The sequence below is a fragment of the Nitrobacter sp. genome, from assembly GCF_047149785.1.
Taxonomy (GTDB): domain Bacteria; phylum Pseudomonadota; class Alphaproteobacteria; order Rhizobiales; family Xanthobacteraceae; genus Nitrobacter.
The window spans coordinates 2,217,049-2,235,902 of the sequence record NZ_BAAGBE010000001.1 but is presented as its reverse complement, the minus strand read 5'-3'; the positions used below and the strand labels follow the sequence as shown (position 1 = coordinate 2,235,902).

At 63.0% G+C, this 18,854-nt stretch carries 19 protein-coding genes, 1 tRNA gene and 1 pseudogene; 8 read left to right on the top strand and 13 right to left on the bottom strand.

Going from position 1 to position 18,854, the window contains the following annotated elements:
• The first annotated feature begins 29 nt into the window (after nucleotides 1-29).
• The gene (gene yddG, locus ACMDCM_RS10290) at nucleotides 30-896 is read left to right on the top strand and encodes an aromatic amino acid exporter YddG (RefSeq protein ID WP_412773469.1); all 867 of its coding nucleotides are present in this window, start codon (nucleotides 30-32) and stop codon (nucleotides 894-896) included.
• Between the two features lie 27 nt (nucleotides 897-923).
• On the opposite strand, the gene ACMDCM_RS10285 is transcribed toward yddG, so the two are convergent.
• Together ACMDCM_RS10285 and ACMDCM_RS10280 are read right to left on the bottom strand one after the other, a co-directional pair.
• Entirely contained in the window at nucleotides 924-2,288 is a 1,365-nt protein-coding gene (locus ACMDCM_RS10285; protein ID WP_412774723.1) for an AmpG family muropeptide MFS transporter, read from the bottom strand.
• Nucleotides 2,289-2,370: 82 nt separating this feature from the next.
• A complete protein-coding gene (locus ACMDCM_RS10280; RefSeq protein ID WP_412773468.1) occupies nucleotides 2,371-3,585 on the bottom strand; it encodes a DNA recombination protein RmuC in 1,215 nt (404 codons plus the stop codon).
• 149 nt (nucleotides 3,586-3,734) lie between these two features.
• Between ACMDCM_RS10280 and def the strand changes: the two genes are divergently transcribed.
• The 3 genes from def to truA are packed head-to-tail and all read left to right on the top strand — an operon-like array spanning nucleotide 3,735 to nucleotide 5,970.
• Entirely contained in the window at nucleotides 3,735-4,262 is a 528-nt protein-coding gene (gene def, locus ACMDCM_RS10275; protein WP_412773467.1) for a peptide deformylase, read from the top strand.
• A gap of 31 nt (nucleotides 4,263-4,293) precedes the next feature.
• Nucleotides 4,294-5,226, top strand: a complete 933-nt coding sequence (gene fmt / locus ACMDCM_RS10270) for a methionyl-tRNA formyltransferase (RefSeq protein WP_412773466.1) — start codon at nucleotides 4,294-4,296, stop codon at nucleotides 5,224-5,226.
• Between the two features lie 6 nt (nucleotides 5,227-5,232).
• Entirely contained in the window at nucleotides 5,233-5,970 is a 738-nt protein-coding gene (gene truA / locus ACMDCM_RS10265; protein ID WP_412773465.1) for a tRNA pseudouridine(38-40) synthase TruA, read from the top strand.
• A gap of 144 nt (nucleotides 5,971-6,114) precedes the next feature.
• On the opposite strand, the gene ACMDCM_RS10260 is transcribed toward truA, so the two are convergent.
• The 10 genes and pseudogenes from ACMDCM_RS10260 to rpmH all read right to left on the bottom strand — a co-directional run bounded on the left by ACMDCM_RS10260 (nucleotide 6,115) and on the right by rpmH (nucleotide 14,109).
• Nucleotides 6,115-6,675, bottom strand: a complete 561-nt coding sequence (locus ACMDCM_RS10260; RefSeq protein WP_412773464.1) for a phosphorylase family protein — start codon at nucleotides 6,673-6,675, stop codon at nucleotides 6,115-6,117.
• A complete protein-coding gene (gene dapE, locus ACMDCM_RS10255) occupies nucleotides 6,672-7,841 on the bottom strand; it encodes a succinyl-diaminopimelate desuccinylase (protein WP_412773463.1) in 1,170 nt (389 codons plus the stop codon). Before dapE ends, ACMDCM_RS10260 begins: the two co-directional genes overlap by 4 nt.
• 67 nt (nucleotides 7,842-7,908) lie before the next feature.
• Nucleotides 7,909-8,753: pseudogene (dapD, locus tag ACMDCM_RS10250) on the bottom strand (2,3,4,5-tetrahydropyridine-2,6-dicarboxylate N-succinyltransferase).
• A 69-nt stretch (nucleotides 8,754-8,822) separates the two neighbouring features.
• Nucleotides 8,823-9,533, bottom strand: coding sequence for a pyrimidine 5'-nucleotidase (locus tag ACMDCM_RS10245; RefSeq protein WP_412773462.1), 711 nt, complete (start codon nucleotides 9,531-9,533; stop codon nucleotides 8,823-8,825).
• The gene (gene argB, locus ACMDCM_RS10240) at nucleotides 9,530-10,426 is read right to left on the bottom strand and encodes an acetylglutamate kinase (RefSeq protein WP_412773461.1); all 897 of its coding nucleotides are present in this window, start codon (nucleotides 10,424-10,426) and stop codon (nucleotides 9,530-9,532) included. The genes ACMDCM_RS10245 and argB overlap by 4 nt, the downstream gene beginning before the upstream one ends.
• 89 nt (nucleotides 10,427-10,515) lie before the next feature.
• On the bottom strand, nucleotides 10,516-10,905 hold the full coding sequence (locus tag ACMDCM_RS10235) for a DUF423 domain-containing protein (RefSeq protein WP_412773460.1): 390 nt from the start codon (nucleotides 10,903-10,905) through the stop codon (nucleotides 10,516-10,518).
• Complete coding sequence (yihA, locus tag ACMDCM_RS10230) at nucleotides 10,902-11,555, bottom strand: ribosome biogenesis GTP-binding protein YihA/YsxC (protein ID WP_412773459.1); 654 nt, start codon at nucleotides 11,553-11,555, stop codon at nucleotides 10,902-10,904. Before yihA ends, ACMDCM_RS10235 begins: the two co-directional genes overlap by 4 nt.
• A gap of 155 nt (nucleotides 11,556-11,710) precedes the next feature.
• Nucleotides 11,711-13,543, bottom strand: a complete 1,833-nt coding sequence (gene yidC, locus ACMDCM_RS10225) for a membrane protein insertase YidC (protein WP_412773458.1) — start codon at nucleotides 13,541-13,543, stop codon at nucleotides 11,711-11,713.
• 73 nt (nucleotides 13,544-13,616) lie between these two features.
• Nucleotides 13,617-13,952: a ribonuclease P protein component gene (gene rnpA, locus ACMDCM_RS10220; protein ID WP_412773457.1), complete on the bottom strand. Its 336-nt coding sequence runs from the start codon at nucleotides 13,950-13,952 to the stop codon at nucleotides 13,617-13,619.
• Between the two features lie 22 nt (nucleotides 13,953-13,974).
• Entirely contained in the window at nucleotides 13,975-14,109 is a 135-nt protein-coding gene (gene rpmH / locus ACMDCM_RS10215) for a 50S ribosomal protein L34 (protein ID WP_006609582.1), read from the bottom strand.
• Nucleotides 14,110-14,423: 314 nt separating this feature from the next.
• On the opposite strand from rpmH, the gene ACMDCM_RS10210 reads away from it, so the two are divergent.
• Nucleotides 14,424-15,902 (top strand): ATP-binding protein, encoded by a 1,479-nt coding sequence (locus ACMDCM_RS10210; RefSeq protein ID WP_412773456.1) that lies wholly within the window; start codon nucleotides 14,424-14,426, stop codon nucleotides 15,900-15,902.
• A 230-nt stretch (nucleotides 15,903-16,132) separates the two neighbouring features.
• Nucleotides 16,133-16,209, top strand: a tRNA-Arg gene (locus ACMDCM_RS10205).
• Nucleotides 16,210-16,245: 36 nt separating this feature from the next.
• Here ACMDCM_RS10205 and ACMDCM_RS10200 read toward each other — a convergent pair.
• The gene (locus ACMDCM_RS10200) at nucleotides 16,246-16,908 is read right to left on the bottom strand and encodes a hypothetical protein (protein ID WP_412773455.1); all 663 of its coding nucleotides are present in this window, start codon (nucleotides 16,906-16,908) and stop codon (nucleotides 16,246-16,248) included.
• Between the two features lie 141 nt (nucleotides 16,909-17,049).
• Between ACMDCM_RS10200 and ACMDCM_RS10195 the strand changes: the two genes are divergently transcribed.
• Nucleotides 17,050-17,340 carry a hypothetical protein gene (locus ACMDCM_RS10195; protein WP_412773454.1) on the top strand — a complete coding sequence of 97 codons (291 nt, stop codon included), beginning with the start codon at nucleotides 17,050-17,052 and terminating at the stop codon, nucleotides 17,338-17,340.
• Entirely contained in the window at nucleotides 17,337-18,650 is a 1,314-nt protein-coding gene (locus ACMDCM_RS10190) for a hypothetical protein (RefSeq protein ID WP_412773453.1), read from the top strand. The genes ACMDCM_RS10195 and ACMDCM_RS10190 overlap by 4 nt, the downstream gene beginning before the upstream one ends.
• Nucleotides 18,651-18,854: the final 204 nt, after the last annotated feature.

Here is an 18,854-nt window from a genome sequence, read left to right as displayed (position 1 = left end):
CATGACGATGAGTGCAGTCGCATGATGTCATGACCTCCCGCACCGCCACGCTCGTCGGCCTCACCGCCATCCTGATGTGGTCGCTGCTCGCGGTCATGGCGGTCGCGACGGGGCGCATTCCGGCGTTTCAACTGGCGGCGATGACGTTCGCGATCGGCGGCCTTTCAGGCTGCGCGAGTTGGCTGTTTCGACCCCAAGGCGTCCGCGCATTGCGACAGCCGCCGGTCGCGTGGCTCGTCGGGGTCGGCGGACTGTTCGGCTATCACGCGCTGTATTTCATCGCGCTGCGCCTGGCGCCGCCCGCGGAAGCCGGCCTTTTGAACTATCTCTGGCCGCTGCTGATCGTGCTGTTTTCCTCACTGCTGCCGGGCGAGCGGCTGGCGCCGCATCATCTGATCGGCGCGCTTCTCGGGCTCGCCGGGACGGTGCTGCTGTTCGCGGGCAACACCTCGATCGCGTTCGAACCGACCCGGATCCGGGGGCTCGCGGCCGCGTTCGTCGCGGCGTTCGTCTGGGCGGCGTATTCCGTGCTGTCGCGCCGGCTGGCCTCGGTTCCAACCGACGCGGTCGCAGGCTTCTGTCTGGCGACGGCCGCGCTGGCAACGATCGCGCATGTGCTGACGGAGCCGACGGTGTGGCCCGACAGCGGCGCGCAATGGCTCGCGATCGCCGCGCTCGGCGTCGGCCCGGTCGGCCTCGCCTTCTATGTCTGGGACATCGGCATGAAGCGCGGCGACATTCGCGTGCTGGGCGCGGCCGCCTATGCGACGCCGCTGTTGTCGACCACGTTCCTGATAATGGCAGGCTTTGCCAAACCGACAGCAGCGCTCGCCGGGGCGGCGGTGCTGATCGCGGGCGGCGGATTGATCGCGGCAAAGGATATGCTCACGAGATAAGCGCGCCGTTTGCCATGGCCGATGCTGCTACGTCTGCAATCCGGCAAAGTGCCCGCGCCGCTGCAGCCAGCCAAGCAGGATCAGGCTCGGCACCGCCGCGGCGACGCAGATCGCGAAGAACAGCGGCCATCCGGTCGCCTCGGCGACGAAGCCGGCGCTGGCGGACAGATAGGTCCGGCCGACCGCGGCCAACGCCGTCAGCAGCGCATACTGGGTGGCGGTGTGCAGCGGATTGCGGCACAGCGCCGAGAGATAGGCGACGAAGATCACCGTGCCGATTGCGCTGGTGAAATTCTCCGCCGTGATCGCGACCGCCAGCGCCCATTGGTTGACGCCGACCAGCGCCAGCCAGGAGAACGACAGGTTGGCGACCGCCTGCAACACGCCGCCGATCCACAGGCTCGCCGCCAATGAATAGCGCCGCGCCACGAAGCCGCCGGCAAAACCGCCGATCAGCGTCGCGGCCAAGCCGACGCCCTTGACGATGGCGGCGTAGTCGTTGCGGGTGAAGCCGAGATCGATGACGAACGGCGCGGTCATTGTGCCGGAGAACGCGTCGGTGAACTTGAACAGCACGATGAAGGCGAGTGCTGCGATCGCATCCTTGCGGCTCAGGAATTCCGAAAACGCGCCGACCGCGGCCTGCATGACGCGCGCGAAACCGTCCTCGCCCCGCGTTGCCTGCTCAGCGCGAACGGATTGCTCGGGCTCGGTGGCCGCCAGCGCGGTGACGGTTCCGATCAGGACCATCGCCGCCATGCTGACATAGCCCCACGTCCACGCCGAGGCGCGGACCAGACCTGTCCCTTCGAACGCGCTGACGAGAAAGAGAGCGCCGGCGGTCGAGACCAGCATGCCGATGCGGTAAGCTGCGACGTAACCGGCCATGCCGGCGGCCTGCTCGCTTTCCGGCAGGCTCTCGACGCGGAAGGCATCGACCACGATGTCCTGCGTCGCCGATGTCGCCGCCACGAGCAATGCGCCGAGCGCGACCAGCCACGGCGCCTGCACCGGATCGGTCGATCCCAGGAGCAGGATCGCCGCGATCAGGAGCAGTTGCGAGAACACGAGCCAGCCGCGGCGGCGGCCGAACCGCCGGGTCAAAAGCGGGATGTGCAGGGCATCGACCAGCGGCGCCCACAGGAACTTCAGCGTGTAGGGCGTGCCGACCAGAACGAACAGTCCGATGGCGCGCAGGTCGATGCCGGATTCCTTCATCCAGATCTGCAGCGTCGAGCCCGACAGCGCCAGCGGCAGGCCGGACGAGAAGCCGAGCAGCATCACGATAAGAACGCGCGGTTGCAGATAGACCGCGATGCTCTCGCGCCATGAGGCGCGCGGAGCAGCGTCGGATACTTTCGGCGGGGCCGCGGTAGCGTCCGGAGCGATCATGCGGCGGGTGTTAGCAGATTCTTTGGCGTTACGAACCGACGTCATCGTCCCGCCGAGCCGGGCGATGACACCCGTACATGACTTACTCCCCCGCCTGGATTTTCGGGGCGAGTCGCGGCGGGAACAACTCCGGTTCGCCGGACCTGACGATCCGCGGCGTCTCCGCGGCGGTCTCGTCCTTGCTGAAATCGAGTTCCTCGATTCTGGTCGCGCGCTTGCCGATCTTGCCGGCCGAGATCAGCACCTGCCTGACGTCCTCGCTGACCTGATCGAAATGGCTGCCGAGCTTGCTGACGCGGTCGCGCAGCCGCTCGACGTCGCCCATCATGTTCATGACCTCGACCCGGACCTTGTCGGCGGCATCGCGCATCCGCGCGTCCTTGAGAAGCTGCTGCATCACCTGGATCGCCAGCATCAGGAGCGATGGCGACACCAGCACGATCCGGGCGCGATAGGCCTTCTGGATCACATCATCGAAGGCGTCGTAGATCTCGGCATAGACCGACTCGGACGGCACGAACATCAGCGCGTTGTCCTGAGTCTCGCCCGGGATCAGGTATTTGCCGGCGATGTCGGCGACGTGTTTCATGACGTCGGCACGCAGCCGCTGGCTCGCGAACTTCCTTTCGTCGTCGCTGCGGGCGTCGTGCAGCGCCGTCATCGCCTCCAGCGGGAATTTCGCGTCGATGCAGAGCGGCCGCTGGTCGGGGAGGAAGATGACGCAGTCCGGCCGCTTGCCGTTCGACAGCGTGTACTGGAAGGCAAACGAGTCCTTCGGCATGCCGTCCTGCACGATCGCTTCCATCCGCGCCTGACCGAATGCGCCGCGGGACTGCTTGTTGGCGAGCACATCGCGCAGCGTGGTCACCTGCGTCGTCAGTTCGGTCAGGTTCTGGTGCGCGTTGTCGATGATTCCGAGCCGTTCGTGCAGCACCCGCAGGCTGTCCATGGTGTTGCGCGTGGTCTGTTCCATCGACTGGCCGACGCGATGGGTGACCGTGTCAAGCCTGTCGCTGAACGCTCGTGCCATCTCCGCCTGGCGCCCTGACAGCGCCTTGCCCATGGCGTCGACACGGCCGGTCGCCTCCGCCTGCGCGCGCATCAAGTCGGCAAGGCGGTCTTCCAGTTCGTCGGCGCGGATTGCCTGCGCCATCGCCATATCGGTTCCCCGGCGGCCCGAGCGAGCGATCACAATCGCGATGACCAGCAGCAGCAAAAGCGCCAAGCCGCCGAAGCCGATCAACACGGCGCCCGTCCGCACCGGCATGTCGCCCAGCATGAAAAGAATGTCGTTCATCCGGCTCTTTTAGCCGATTCGGCGCATGATGCGAACGAAAAGAGAACATTGTGGGTTAACGAAAGCTTGCATTTTATGACTAACGGACGGTTGACGGCCGCGACCGCGACGGATTGACCCCGGCAGACCGGCAGATTACATCGCCGACCATGGCTATTCGCGAAATCATCATCATTCCGGACAAGCAGTTGCGCCTTGTTTCCAGGCCGATCGAAAAAGTCACGCCGGAAATCCGCAAGCTCGCCGACGACATGTTCGAGACCATGTACGACGCGCCGGGCATCGGGCTGGCCGGCATCCAGATCGCGCAGCCCGTCCGCATCATCACCATGGACCTCGCCAGGCGCGACGAGGACGGCGAACTCACGCCGCGGCCGCGGGTCTTCATCAACCCGGAAATCCTGTCGGCGTCCGAGGAACTCTCGGTGTACGAAGAAGGCTGTCTGTCGATCCCCGAATATTACGAGGAGGTCGAACGGCCGGCGCGGGTGCGGATTCGTTTCACCGACCTCGACGGCAAGGTGCACGAGGAGGATGCCGAGGGTATTTTCGCCACCTGCATCCAGCACGAGATCGACCACCTCAACGGCGTGCTGTTCGTCGATTATCTCTCGAAGCTCAAACGCGACCGCGTGTTGAAGAAGTTCACCAAGGCTGCGAAGCTCGCCGGAAAATAGAGCGGATTATCGCCGCATACGAATTCAGAAAATGCCGCTTCGCCTGATCTTCATGGGCACGCCCGGTTTCGCGGTGCCGACGCTCGCCGCGCTTGCGGCCCATGGCCATGAGGTCGCGGCCGTCTACACCCGCGAGGCGAGGCCGGCGGGGCGCGGCATGAAGCTGCAACCGAGCCCGGTTGAGCGGGAAGCGCAGCGCCTCGGCATTCCCGCGCTGACGCCGAAAACGCTGAAGACGCCGGAAGCACGCGAACAGTTCCGCTCGCATGGCGCGGACGCCGCGGTGGTCGTCGCCTACGGCATGATCCTGCCGCAACCGATCCTCGATGCACCGAGATATGGCTGCTACAATCTGCATGCTTCGCTGCTGCCGCGCTGGCGCGGCGCCGCGCCCATCAACCGCGCCATCATGGCCGGCGACCTTGAGAGCGGCGTCATGGTCATGAAGATGGACGCCGGTCTCGATACCGGCGATGTCGCCATGGCCGAGCGGATCGCCGTGAGCGACGCGATGACGGCGTCGGACCTCCATGACGCGCTGGCGCCGCTGGGAGCCGCTCTGATGGTCCGAGCGATGGACGCGCTGGCGCGGAGCGAACTGCCGCTGACGAAGCAAAGCGCCGAAGGCGTCACCTACGCCGCCAAGATCGACAAGGCCGAGGCGCGGATCGACTGGAACAGGCCTGCGCGCGACGTGGTGCGGCATATTCACGGCCTGTCGCCGTTTCCGGGCGGATGGTGCGAGATGCCGCTCGACGGCGAGCAGGTGCGCGTGAAGATCCTGCGCTGTGAGGTGGCGAAAGGCGCGGGCGAACCCGGTGAACTGCTCGACGACCGGTTGACGATCGCATGCAAGATTGGTGCGATCCGCATTCTTGAATTGCAGCGCGCGGGAAAGCCGCCAATGAAGGCCGATGCTTTTCTGAACGGCACGCCGCTTCAGCCGCCCATGCGGTTCACCTAGGCTGTCATGCCGCGCTACAAGCTCACCATCGAATATGACGGCGGCCCGTTCTGCGGCTGGCAGTATCAGGACAACGGTCCCTCGGTGCAGGGCGCGCTGGAAGCGGCGGTGAAGGCGATCTGCGGCGACGACGTCCGCGTGCATGGCGCGGGCCGCACCGATGCCGGCGTCCATGCGCTGGCGCAGGTGGCGCATTGCGACATCGCCAAGCACTTCGCGCCGAACCGGCTGCGCGACGGGCTCAACGCGCACCTGCGGCCGCATCCGATCGGTGTGCTTGAAGCCGAGATCGTGCCTGATACCTTCGAGGCGCGCTTCTCGGCGCTCAAGCGGCATTACGTCTATCGCATCGCCAACCGCCGCGCGAACCTCGCCATCAATGTCGGCCGTGTCTGGCGCGTGGCCCGGCCGCTCGACGCGGAGGCGATGCACGCGGCGGCGCAGCGGCTGATCGGCAAGCACGACTTCACGACGTTTCGCGACACCGAATGCCAGGCGAAATCGCCGGAGAAGACGCTCGATCAACTCGACGTCGTCAGGAACGGCGATACCGTCGCCATCATCACCTCGGCGCGCTCGTTCCTGCACAGCCAGGTGCGCTCGATGGTGGGATCACTGGTGTGGGTCGGGCATGGCCGCTGGAGCGCCGACGACCTGTCCAGTGCGCTGGCCGCGCGCCGACGCGAGGCCTGCGGTCCCGTCGCCCCGCCCGACGGATTGTATCTGGTGCGGGTGGATTATTAGAGCAGGTTTAGGTTTTGATGGAGATACCCTGTTCCGTCATGGCCGGGCTTGTCCCGGCCATCCACGTCTTCACAGCGGCGCGCCGGAGAAAGACGTGGATGGCCGGCATGACGGATTTCTGATTCCGTCTGAAGCAAACCTGTTCTAGAAACGAATCCGGCTCAACGCTTCCCAGAACAGGCTCTCGCCGTCCTTCACGTTGGCGGTCCAGTCCTGATGCGCGAGGTCGTTGGCGTCGTCGGTGATGAACTTGAACGCACGCCACGGCAGGCCGTGCCGCCGGCAGACCTGCGCGATCGCAAACAATTCCATGTCGACGACGTCGATCCGGTTCTCGATCAGCCACGGATCCGATGTCGTGACGAAGCTGTCCCCGGTGCCGCAGACGACGCCGGCCTGACCCGAGTTCAACAGATCGAGTTCCGGCGCGAATGGTGTGCGGCCGCGCGGCGCCAGCGGCATCGCCATCATGTCGCGCTGGACCACGCCGGACACCTCCACCAGACCTTGCAGTGTCTCGTTGATCTTTCCCGCGGTACCGTAATTGATGACGAGCGCCGGGCGGAGCGTCAGCAGCGCAAGCACCGTTGCGCTGGCCGCGTTGACTTTGCCGACGCCGGTATAGATCACCCTGACGCCGTCGGGCGCGCGCGCCTTGTCGAGCTCGTCCTCGATGGCGGTGAGCACGAGAATTTCGCCGCTCATGCGAAATAGCGATCCAGCACGCCGCGATAGATTCGCGTCAGCTTGTCGAGATCGGCCACCGGCGTGCGCTCGTCGATCTGGTGCATGGTCTGCCCGACCAGGCCGAATTCGATCACCGGACAATAGTCCTTGATGAAACGCGCATCCGACGTGCCGCCGCCGGTGTTCAGCTCAGGTCTGCGGCCGGTCACCTCCTCGATCGCCGCGACCACGAGATCGGTGAACGGGCCCGGTCTGGTGACGAACACGTCGGCATTCGAAGGCTCCCAGACGATGCGGGTCCGAATGCGGTTGCCCGCGGCCTTGGCGACCCGCGCCTCGATCAGCGCGCGCAGCGATTCCTGGTTGTGATGGTCGTTGAAGCGGATGTTGAACTTCGCGCGCGCCTGCCCGGGAATCACGTTCGTTGCGGGATTGCCGACATCGACCGAGGTGAACTCCAGATTCGACGGCTGGAACTGGGCGCTGCCCTGATCCAGCGGCTCGCTGACCAGCGCGGTGATCAGCGCGGCGATATCCGGAATCGGATTCGCCGCGCGATGCGGATAGGCGACATGGCCCTGCACGCCGTCGACATAAAGCGTGCCGGACTGCGAGCCGCGGCGGCCGATCTTGATGCAATCGCCAAGCTCCGCGACGTTGCTGGGCTCGCCGAGCACGCAGTGGTCGAATTTTTCGCCGCGCGCCGCCGCCCATTGCATCAGCTTGACGGTGCCGTTGACGGCGATGTCTTCCTCGTCGCCGGTAATCAGGAACGAGATCGAGCCGTTGCCGTCTTTCCCCGGATGGCCGCCATGCGCCGCCAGATAATCCAGCGCGGCGGCGACGCTGCAGGCGATTCCGCCCTTCATGTCGACCGCGCCGCGCCCGTAGAGAAAGCCATCGACGACCTCGCCCGCAAAAGCGCCGTGCGTCCACGCAGCTTCCTCGCCGGAGGGCACGACATCGGTATGGCCGGCGAACGCGATATGGGGACCGCTCGTGCCGATGCGGGCATAGAGATTGTCGATGTCGGCTGTGCCCGGTTCGCTGAAGGTGACGCGGTGCACCTCGAACCCGGCCGCCCTGAGCAGCGTCTCCAGCACGCCGAGCGCGCCGGCATCCGCGGGCGTCACCGACCGGCAACGGACCAGATCGCGGGCGATGGAGAGCGCGTCGGCTGCCATAGGTGGTCCGTTATTGATGGAGCACGATCTCATCCGAAAACCGGTTCCCACTTTTTGGAATCATGCTCTAATCCCGCAACAGTTCGTTGATGCCGGTCTTGGAGCGGGTTCGCTCGTCGACGCGCTTGACGATGACCGCGCAGGCGGTGGAGGGACCGGGCTGGCCGTTCTTCAACGGCTTGCCGGGCAGCGCGCCCGGCACCACCACGGCGTATTCGGGCACTTCGCCCATGAAGACCTCGCCGGTTTCACGGTCGACGATCTTGGTCGAGGCGCCGAGAACACGCCCATCGACAGCACCGCCCCCTTGCGCACGATCACGCCCTCCGCCACTTCCGAGCGCGCGCCGATGAAGCAATCGTCCTCGATGATGACAGGGCCGGCCTGGAGCGGCTCCAGCACGCCGCCGATGCCGGCGCCGCCGGAGATGTGGACGCGCTTGCCGATCTGGGCGCAGGAGCCGACCGTGCACCACGTATCCACCATCGTGCTCTCGTCGACATAGGCGCCGAGGTTGACGAAGGACGGCATCAGCACCGCGTTCTTGGCGATGAAGGCGGAGCGGCGGACGATCGCGCCCGGCACGGCGCGGAAGCCGGCGTCGCGAAACCGCTTCTCGTCCCAGCCCTCGAATTTCGACGGCACCTTGTCCCACCACGCGGCCTTGCCCGGGCCGCCGGGGATCGTCGTCATGTCGTTGAGGCGGAACGACAGCAGCACGGCCTTCTTGAGCCACTGGTTGACGGTCCACTTGCCGTCCGCCGCGCGCTCGGCGACACGGACCTCGCCCTTGTCGAGCAGGCCGAGCGCCTGATCCACTGCCTCGCGCACTTCGCCTTTGGTCGCCGGAGTGACGGTGTCGCGGGCCTCGAAGGCGGCGTTGATGGTGGACTCAAGGGAGGCGAGTGACATCGGATTTCCTGTGGCTTGACTGCGCGTGCAGGTGTCTAAGCGGTGTTCTCTTGGACCGGGACGGGCCTGTCAAGCCGAGCGGGCCGTCAGCCCCGCCAGAAACCCGGCCAGGTCGTCGGTGACGTGATCGACGTGCGGCGCGCCGCGTCCCTCCATCTCCCAGTCCTCGCGCACGACCTCCCGCGTGCCGTCCGGAACGACCAGAACGGTGGTCATGCCGAGTTGATGCGGGACGGCGAGGTTGCGCGCCAGATCCTCGAACATCGCCGCCCTTGCGGCATCGACATGGTGCCGTTCGAGAAAGCGGCGATAGGTCCGCGGCGACGGCTTCGGCTCCAACTCGGCCGCGATGATGTCGAACACCGCCTCGAAGTGGTGGCCGAAGCCGAGCCGCTCCAGCACCTTGCCGGCATGGGCGGTCGAGCCATTGGTCAGGATCAGCTTGCGGCCGGGCAGCATTTCGAGCGCCGCGCCCATCGCCGGATCGGGTTCGAGCGGCGAGTGGTCGATCTGATGGACGTAAGCGAGATAGTCGTCGGCGGAAACGCCGTGCTCCGTCATCATGCCGCGCATGCTGGTGCCGAAGCGCTTGTAGTAGTCCTTCTGGATGCGCCGGGCCTCGACCGGACCGACCTTGAGGAACTGTCCGATGTACTCGCCGATCCTCGCGTCGACCTGCTGCCAGAGATTGACGTGATGCGGGTACAGCGTGTTGTCGAGATCGAACACCCAGGTGTCGATGTGGCTGAAGCCGCCTTGCAATCGTCGCGCGTCGCTCACTTGTGGATCAGCGTCCCCGTGCCCTGGTCGGTGAAGAGTTCGAGCAGCACCGCATGGGGGGTCTTGCCGTCGATGATGACGACGCCGCCGACGCCCTGTTCGAGCGCGTAGATGCAGGTTTCGACCTTGGGGATCATACCGCCTGAAATGGTTCCGTCGGCGATCAGCTTGCGCGCATCCTTGACCGACAATTCGGAAATGAGCTTCTTCGACTTGTCGAGCACGCCGGGCACGTCGGTCAGGAGCAGGAGACGCTTGGCCTTCAGGGCGCCCGCCACTGCGCCGGCGAAGGTATCGGCGTTGACGTTGAAGGTCTGCCCGCCTTTCGAGGTGGCCAGCGGCGCCAGCACCGGAATCAGTTCATGGCCGATCAACTGGTTCAGCAGCGTCAGGTCGACCTTTTCGGGCTCGCCGACGAAACCGAGATCGACGACATTCTCGATGTTCGAATCCGGATCGGCCATGGTGCGCGTCGCCTTGGAGGCGGTGACCATGTTGCCGTCCTTGCCGCAAAGCCCGACGGCCTTGCCGCCGGCTTCGTTGATGTAGCCGACCAGTTGCTTGTTGATCGAGCCCGCAAGCACCATTTCGACGATCTCGATGGTGGCCGCGTCGGTGATGCGCAGGCCCGCAGCGAATTCCGATTTGATGCCGAGCCGTTGCAGCATGGTGGCGATCTGCGGACCGCCGCCATGCACCACCACCGGATTGATGGCGGTCTGCTCCAGCAACACGATGTCACTTGCGAACTGACGGGCGACATCTTCCGCGCCCATGGCATGGCCGCCGTATTTGATGACGATGGTTTCCTCGTCATACTGCTGCATATGCGGCAGCGCCTCGGACAGGATGCGCGCCTGATCGAGCGGGCTGATACGGGAGGCATCGGACATGAGGAGGGTCTCTTGGGAAGAGGGGGACGGAGCCGTTCTAGCTGATCGGTGCAACAACGCAAAGTCAGCTTTGGGCAAGGCCGCGTGTGTCAGCCACGGGATTCCGGACACGGCCACGCGGCGGCGATCGCGAGCAAGAACCAGCTCAGGATCATGATCGATCCGCCGGAGGGCGCGGCCATCGGGAAAAGATGGTGTCCAAGGAATTGCATCACTGTCAGATCGGTGCTGAACAGGGTCGCGCCCGCGACAAAGCCGGCGGCGGCGATCAATCCGAGACGCGGGCGAACAATCTGCCGATCGACCAGAAGCACCGCCACGATCGCGGCCGGGGCGTGAAACAGCAGCATCGAGGAGGCCGACAGGACCAGCGTTCCGCCTGTCGTCACGTGAGCGGCGACGGCTCCGAGGATGACTCCGGCGGCGCCCATCAATCCGGCTGCAATGACGATGATACGGAACCAGCCGAATTGTGTCATCGCTGACGTTCTCCAATCAGGAGCGCCATCGCGGCGCGCAGTTCCGGCATGCCGGCGCCGGTGCGGGAGGAGGTGGCCAACACATCCGGAAACGCCGCCGGATGTTTGACGAGCAGCGCCCTGGTCGCCTCGATGCGCTCGGCCATCCCGCCGGCCTTCACCTCGTCGGCCTTTGTCAGCACGATCTGGTAGCTGACCGCGGACCGGTCGAGCGTGGTCAGGATGTCCTGGTCGGTGTCCTTGATGCCATGGCGCGAGTCGATCAGCACGTAGACGCGGGCAAGGCTGGCCCGGCCGAGCAGGAATTGATGGATCAGCGATGTCCATGATGCGATTCTGGCTTTCGGCGCCGAGGCGAAGCCGTAGCCGGGCATGTCGACCAACCGGACGTTGGCATTTTTCGGACCCTCGAAGAAGATCAGCTCCTGGGTGCGGCCGGGGGTGTTGGAGGTTCGGGCCAGCGCGTTGCGGCCGGTCAGCGCGTTGATCAGGCTGGACTTGCCGACGTTGGAACGCCCGGCAAAGGCAATCTCGACGCCGGCCATCGGCGGCAACGTCTTGATCGACGGCGAGGCCCAGATGAATTTCCAGTCGCCGGCAAACAGTCTGCGGCCCCGTTCCATCAGCTCGGCATCCAGGCCGGTGGTCATGCGAAGGGACTTTCCTGACGTCGCATCGCGCGTTCGCGACGAAATCGGCTCACGCCGGATTTGCGCTGCGCGGATCGATCCTGAAAGGTTCTCGCCTGGCATTGGATGGCTTCGTCCGCAAAGACTCTCGCAATGACGGCGAGGCGAAGATCGGTCTACGTCGTCTTCGCCGGCTTGTCGGAGGATTTGCGGCGGAACGTTGACTTCAGGTTATTGAACAACTCGACCTTCACGCCGTTACGGCGCATGATGAAGCTCTGCTGGATCACCGACAGCGTGTTGTTCCAGGCCCAGTAGATCACGAGGCCGGCCGGGAATGCCGCCAGCATGAAGGTGAAGATCACCGGCATCCAGTCGAAGATTATTTTCTGGGTCGGGTCGGGCGGCGTCGGGTTCAGCTTCATCTGACACCACATCGTGATGCCCATGATGATCGGCCACGCGCCGATCGCCAGATAGTGCCCGATGAACGGCACCGCCGAGGGATCGTAGGGCAGCAGCCCGAACAGATTGAAGACATGGGTCGGATCGGGCGCGGACAGGTCCTTGATCCAGGCGAAGAACGGTGCGTGACGCATTTCGATGGTCCCGAACAGCACCTTGTACAGCGAGAAGAACACCGGAATCTGCAAGACGACCGGAAGACAGCCCGAGATCGGGTTGATCTTCTCCTTCTTGTAGATTTCCATCATCTCCTGCTGCAGCTTCATCTTGTCGTCGGGAAAGCGTTCTTTCAGCGCAGTGATCTGCGGCTGAACCGCCTTCATCTTTGCCATCGAGGCGTAGGACTTGTTGGCGAGCGGGAAGAAGATCAGCTTGACCAGCACCGTCACGACCAGGATCGCGACGCCGAAATTGCCGAACACATGAAAGAAGAAATCCAGCGCCAGGAACATCGGCTTGGTGATGAAGTAGAACCAGCCCCAGTCGATCAGCAGGTCGAAATGGTTGAGGTTGAGTTGCTTGTTGTAGCCGCCGAGCTGGACGAACGGAAAATTGATGCCGACAACGCTGACCTCCTTGGCGCCGGCGAACAGGCGCGTGTCGACCGAACCGGTGCCGCCGGCCGGGATGGTCTGCGCATCCTCCAGATAGTCGGTCTGGTAGGTCTTGACCGAGCCGGTCTGATTGGACGAGAAGCGCGCCTGCAATTGTGCGCTCGTGTCGGGCAGCAGGGCCGCGGCCCAGTACTTGTCGGTGATGCCGAGCCAGCCGTTGGTGACCTTGAAGCTCACCGATTTGGCTTCGTCGATCTTCTTGTAGGTATATTCCTGCAGCTTCTGATCGCCGAGATACCCGATGAGACCTTCGTGCAAGAGATAGTAGCCGGAAACCGCCGGGGTGCCGTGCCGTGAAATCAGTCCGAACGGGTACAATGACACCGGCGCGCTGCCGGTGTTCGTGACCTTATCTTTGATCGTGAACAGATAGTGGTCGTCCACCGCGATGGTGCGGCGGAAGGTCAGTCCCTCGCCGTTGTCATACTTCAACGTGACAGGGGTGGACTGCGTCAGTTCGCCAGACCCTTCCTGCTGCCACAGCGTGTTCTGATCCGGCAGCTTTACGGTCGATCCCGCGGCTGGAACCCACCCGAACTCGGCATAATAAGGATTGGCTGTGCCGGAGGGCGAAAACAGTTCGATCGCAGGCGAGGCGGGGTCGACCGTCTCGCGGAACTTGGTCAGCAACAGATCGTCGATGCGCGCGCCTTTCAGCGAAATGCTTCCGCTGAGACGAGAGGTTTCGATTTTGACGCGTGGCGTGGCCGCGAGGGCAACGTCTCGGGCAACCACCGTGGACTGCGCTTCTGCATGATCGGGTGCGGTCGAATTCTTCGCCGGCTCGGGTTTGGACTTGGCGGACTGGCTCTGCGCCTGCTGCGCGGCGCGATCCTTTTCCATCTGCGGGATGTTGTAGAAATACTGCCATGCGATCAGGACGAGGCCCGATAGAACGATAGCGATGATGGTATTGCGATTGTCAGACATCGTTCAGGGTCTCGTCACTCGGTTCGGGTTGCAGCTCGATACGCCGTCGATGCCGCCGATCTTGACGCCGCGATCATCCTGGATGCCGCCGATCGAGGATACGCAACGCCGACCGCAGATCATCGAGCATGACCGCAAAACTGCGGTCGAGCGCCGCACGGCGGCCGATTACCACATAATCGCCGTGCGGTCGCATGGATACGGCGTCCACGCGCTTCACCAATTCGCGAAGCCTGCGGCGGATGCGGTTTCGCTCGGTCGCGGTACCGTTCTTTTTGGTCACCGTGAAGCCGATTCTGATCGGGCCGTCGTCGTTGCGGCGGCGATTTTGCACCACGAAAGCGGGAGTATTCACCCGCAGCCCGCTGGCAGCGGCGAGGAAGTCCGCCCGCTGCCTCAACCGTTCCATGGTGATGTCTCGAGAGATTTGCTCAGGCGCTCAAGCGCTTGCGGCCCCGCGCGCGCCGTGCGGCAAGCACTTTCCGGCCCCCGGTGGTCGCGAGGCGGGCGCGAAAGCCGTGACGGCGCTTGCGCACCAGTTTGCTGGGTTGATAAGTCCGCTTCACGGGAATCTCCGCTGACCGGGCAAGTCGCCTGATGTTGAGGTTAAGTCCGGAAATGTCGACCCGAACCAAGCCGTTTTCGGTCCGAACGAGCCGCCCCGACTGAAAACCGGGCCATTGCGGACAGTTGGCGCGGCTTATACGGGAGCGGCCTGTTTTCGTCAATCTTGCCCTTTGGCGTTTCCCGGGCCCGGCCGATTGGCCAAATCTCCAACCGGGCCTATAATATTGGTATAGTGTTTGAGCAGGTTGCCGGCGCGGGCGAGTCGGGAACAATCGGATCACTGTCAGTTTGCCGCAGGTCCGCGGAGGCAGTCGTGTCACAGGCGATCGAACAACTCCGTATTCGGGCGGCGCGTTTGTCATTGCGCGGTCGGCTCGGCCTGTCCGGCAAGCTGGTGCTGCTGACGATTCCCTTGGTGATGATCGCCGAAGTCCTGATCTACGTCCCCTCGATCGCCAACTTCCGGGTGAACCGTCTCAACGACCGGCTGGCGGCCGCGAACACGGCTGCGCTGGTGCTCGATGCGGCGCCGTCGGGCATGGTGCCCGATTCGCTCGCGCGGCAAATCCTTGGCAGCATCGGGGCGCGTGCCGTCGCCATCAAGATGGGCCAGCAGCGTCGCCTGCTCGCCAGCGCGGATCTGCCGGCCGCGATCGACCATGTCATCGATATGCGCTCCATGACGCCATGGTCGGCCATTATCGGCTCCTTCGAAACCATGCTGGAGAGCGGCAACCAGGCGATCCGCATCATCGGACCTGGGCCGCGCGGCGCGCAGTTCATCGAAGTTGTCACCGACGAACTGCCGCTGCGCCAGTCGATGTACCGTTTTTCGCGAAATCTGCTGCTGGTCTCGCTGGCGATCGCCGTTCTGACCGCGGCGCTGGTCTATCTGGCGCTGCACTACCTGTTTGTCCGCCCGATGCGGCGCCTGACCGCGAATCTCGTGGGCTTTCACCAAAATCCCGAGAGCGTGGCGCGGATCATATCGCCGTCGCAGCGCGGTGACGAAATCGGCGTCGCCGAGCGAGAGCTTTCCGACATGCAGCGCGACCTGGTGTCGATGCTGCATCAGAAGAGCCGGCTCGCAGCGCTCGGCCTCGCGGTCTCAAAGATCAATCACGACCTCCGCAATCTGCTGGCGTCCTCGCAGTTGCTGTCCGATCAGTTGGCCAGCGTGCCCGATCCGCGGGTCCAGCGGTTTGCGCCAAAGCTGATGCGCTCGCTGGAGCGCGCCATCGCGTTCTGTCAATCGACATTGTCCTATGGCCGCGTGCAGGAGGCGGCCCCCGACCGGAGGATGATAGCGATCGAGCCGGTCGTCCACGAGGTGCGCGAATCGGCAGGACTCGCGACGGAAGGGGCTGTCACCTGGATCAACGCGATCGAGCGCGGCCTCACGATCGATGCCGATCCGGATCAGCTTTTCCGCATTCTGCTCAATCTCGTGCGCAACGCTGCGCAGGCTTTGGAGAGCCAGCCGCAGGGCGATGCGGCGACCCGGCAGATCAGGATCACCGGCCGCCGCGAAGGCGCGGTGACGATCATCGAGGTGTCCGACACCGGGCCGGGCGTTCCGCAACAGGCGCGCAATCACCTGTTCGAGGCTTTTCAGGGATCGGCGCGTCCGGGCGGCAGCGGCCTGGGCCTTGCGATCGCGGCGGAACTGGTGCGCGCGCACGGCGGCGATATCCATCTGGTGGAAGGCACCATCGGCGCGACGTTCCGGATCTCAATTCCAGACCGCCCGGTCGAGTTGCAGACAATTCGCAACGAACGCGCGCGAGCGTAGCCCGATTCCGGGGTAGCCGGGGCATCGGGATTTCGCTTTCCTGCCAAGGTTGGAGAGCGGTGCCCTGTCGCCGATCATCGAGATGTTCCGATACGATTTCTCGTCGTGCCGTGCTTTTGGCGCAGCCGCGCCGCTTGCAATGCCGAGCGGGAGCCGTTAGCTATGGCCGCCTTCGGGACGCTTGTTCCCGAACGCGGTTGCTTTTTGCACCCGCGATTTCCGCGACAAACGCGCCCGTAGCTCAGCTGGATAGAGCACCAGACTACGAATCTGGGGGTCAGGAGTTCGAATCTCTTCGGGCGCGCCATTAAATCAATAACTTAGTCAGGTTCGACGCTCGGTGTTACCGAGTGTTACCATAAGCGTTACCGTAAGGGCCGCGCGCTTCCGCCCACATGGCTTCTGCAATCCGTATAAGGGCATCTACCGTAACAATGCGCGAGTGGATGATGCCGACGCCGGAATATGCGGCCAAAACTTCGTGCCGTTCATCATAATGTTTGGCGAAAATGGGCTTTCGGCGCCTCGCGCGGAATTCGGGGGGCACAAATACTTCCAGGCTGGAAACCTCTCCTATGGCGTTGTGCCAGCACATGATCGCTTGGGGTGGAAAGTCGTCCCGGTGAATGCCGCCGGCCCAAAGTAGTTCTAGCGCAATTTGTGGTAGCTTGCCGTACTCTGGATCTTGCCTGAGAGTGGAGAGGTTGTTGCGCTCGTCCGGGTATTGCTCGATACGATGAGCTAATACTTCTTCTAGCGTCTTACCGATTTGCAGGTTAGTGGCAGGTCGAAGGTTCTGGAATCGGCCAAGGACGTTGCTCGAATCTCTGGCATACGTACTTCCAACAATCGCAAGAACGAGACGAGCGGTATCAAGCCCTGTCATCAGAGCGGCGCTTCTTCCGTAACCACTGAAGCTGATTCCGCCGTTTTCCCGGATAACCCTTAAATGTAGTTGCGCGCTTTCGCGGGTGATCCCTAGGGCATCTCCAACGATGTCGGCCATCTTGCGAGATGTGACGAGCGACGTGAACAATTCTCATACTCCGAATCTCTAACGGTTTTTAACCATACCACATCCGTCTTTCCAGTGGATGTATCGTGCAACTCATATTCGAGTGGTGCATTTGCTCCACTGGAGATGGCTATGGCTAAAAATCTGCAATATCGGGTGATCGGCGCGGGAAAAATCATTATCCCGACGCCGCTATATGCTGATGATGCGTTGCTGGCGGAGATCGTCCTCGGCGAAGAGGCGCATCATTGGCCCAGCATTTGCCGTATGTTCCAGCGACAGGGCATGCCTACATCCCGAGCGGCGGTCCGGGGCCTCCATTACGTGCCTGCCATCTTAAAGTTTCTCGATCGCCGCGAGGGGCTCGCGGTGTTCGACGAGGATTATCCTGATGACGGTCCGGACAAACTCGGTCCACGATGAAACGAAGGACCCGAAGCGGGAAGCTTCTCATTGCAGGAAGGGAAGTTTCTATCAACGCCCCTGGGCTCAAGCAGATCAAACGCAAAGATCGTATTGATTTGTACTGGGTGAAAGATGAGGCGCCGCAATTCGCCGACTATAAACCGGCGACCGTGCGCATTCATGTTGATCTCGTCGCCCCGGACGCGAAGCAAAAAATCGAAGATTTTTGCCGGCGCGAACAGGAGACGATGTTGCTATGGCTTGATGAAGGAACACACAATGATAGGGAGCGCCTGAAGCCAAAGTTCAATGGGACGTTCGGCAGCCTGTGCGATCTCTACGAAAGTGACGAGGAAAGTGGATTTGCGGATTTGCAGGCTAACACCAAGCTTTCTTATCAGGACTCGCTGAAAATCATTCGCAACGACATCGGGCTGCGTCGGATCGACCTCGTTGCACCAAAGTACTTTCGAACCTGCTACCGTGCCTGGAGAAAACCTGTGAAAGAGGGTGGAGAGGAGCGAGTGAGACGGGCCTACGGAGCCATCGGGCAGATCAAGATCCTGCTCGGCTATGGTATCGAAGCAAATTACTTTCCCATTCATTGCGAGCGCCTACTGAAGGCCATGACGAAAATGCGCTTCGCAAAGAATCCGCCCCGTGGCGTCACCATGACTTTCGAGCAAGCTAAGGCGATCGTCTGTGAGGCGTTGGACTCGGGCGACTCTTCGACCGCGATGGTGCAAGCGTTGCAGTATGAATGCTTCCTGCGGCAGATCGATATTATCGGGAAATGGCGTATCGAGCCCGCTAGTTATGTTCTCAAGTCAGGCGAGATCCGTCGAGGCAAGGAGGTGTGGCATGGCATGACTATCGGCATGATTCTCAATGAGGAGAAGTTGCTCCGTGTCAGGACATCGAAAACCGCCCAGTTCGTTGCTCATGCGATCGAGAAATGCGAACTCGTCACGATATGTCTTGAGAGTTGGGGAGCCTTGGATTCGGATCGTCCCGTAGCATGCCGCACGGACGGTACTCCGTGGAGCGACCATCGCGATTTCGGAAAGCACTGGCGAAGTTACGCAAATCAGGCAGAAGTGCCTAAGAACGTCTGGAATATGGATAACCGCGCCTCTGGCATCACAGAAGCCACTGCTGCCGGAGCGGCGCATGATGACCTCGCCAGCGGTGCGGCCCACGCGAGCAAGAGCACAACGCAGAAAATTTACATGCGCGGCGCCAGGGAGATTTCGGAGCGGGTGCAGTTGGCGCGACAAAAATCGCGAAAGCGTAAGAACGGCCTCATTGCAAACGATAGGGTCGCGTGAAAGGCAAATCCTAATTAACGGGGGCGAGAGCTCCACTCTCGCCCCACTGATTCTTAACAGCGAAAAGGTCCTTCAAAGTCAGTAGTTTCCTGATCCATGACTTTTGGCAGCGGAGCATCACGGTGGAGCACCGTGATCCACGGAGCTTGCACGGGCGGACTGCGCTGCCAGTCGTAATTTTACGTCGCTGCTGAGTATCCCCCG

Excerpts from the sequence above, each read along its gene's own strand:
- yddG (WP_412773469.1), top strand. The coding sequence starts at position 30 with ATGACCTCCCGCACCGCCACGCTCGTCGGCCTCACCGCCATCCTGATG.
- ACMDCM_RS10285 (WP_412774723.1), bottom strand. The coding sequence starts at position 2,288 with ATGATCGCTCCGGACGCTACCGCGGCCCCGCCGAAAGTATCCGACGCT.
- ACMDCM_RS10280 (WP_412773468.1), bottom strand. The coding sequence starts at position 3,585 with ATGAACGACATTCTTTTCATGCTGGGCGACATGCCGGTGCGGACGGGC.
- def (WP_412773467.1), top strand. The coding sequence starts at position 3,735 with ATGGCTATTCGCGAAATCATCATCATTCCGGACAAGCAGTTGCGCCTT.
- fmt (WP_412773466.1), top strand. The coding sequence starts at position 4,294 with ATGCCGCTTCGCCTGATCTTCATGGGCACGCCCGGTTTCGCGGTGCCG.
- truA (WP_412773465.1), top strand. The coding sequence starts at position 5,233 with ATGCCGCGCTACAAGCTCACCATCGAATATGACGGCGGCCCGTTCTGC.
- ACMDCM_RS10260 (WP_412773464.1), bottom strand. The coding sequence starts at position 6,675 with ATGAGCGGCGAAATTCTCGTGCTCACCGCCATCGAGGACGAGCTCGAC.
- dapE (WP_412773463.1), bottom strand. The coding sequence starts at position 7,841 with ATGGCAGCCGACGCGCTCTCCATCGCCCGCGATCTGGTCCGTTGCCGG.
- argB (WP_412773461.1), bottom strand. The coding sequence starts at position 10,426 with ATGTCCGATGCCTCCCGTATCAGCCCGCTCGATCAGGCGCGCATCCTG.
- ACMDCM_RS10235 (WP_412773460.1), bottom strand. The coding sequence starts at position 10,905 with ATGACACAATTCGGCTGGTTCCGTATCATCGTCATTGCAGCCGGATTG.
- yihA (WP_412773459.1), bottom strand. The coding sequence starts at position 11,555 with ATGACCACCGGCCTGGATGCCGAGCTGATGGAACGGGGCCGCAGACTG.
- yidC (WP_412773458.1), bottom strand. The coding sequence starts at position 13,543 with ATGTCTGACAATCGCAATACCATCATCGCTATCGTTCTATCGGGCCTC.
- rnpA (WP_412773457.1), bottom strand. The coding sequence starts at position 13,952 with ATGGAACGGTTGAGGCAGCGGGCGGACTTCCTCGCCGCTGCCAGCGGG.
- ACMDCM_RS10200 (WP_412773455.1), bottom strand. The coding sequence starts at position 16,908 with ATGGCCGACATCGTTGGAGATGCCCTAGGGATCACCCGCGAAAGCGCG.
- ACMDCM_RS10195 (WP_412773454.1), top strand. The coding sequence starts at position 17,050 with ATGGCTAAAAATCTGCAATATCGGGTGATCGGCGCGGGAAAAATCATT.
- ACMDCM_RS10190 (WP_412773453.1), top strand. The coding sequence starts at position 17,337 with ATGAAACGAAGGACCCGAAGCGGGAAGCTTCTCATTGCAGGAAGGGAA.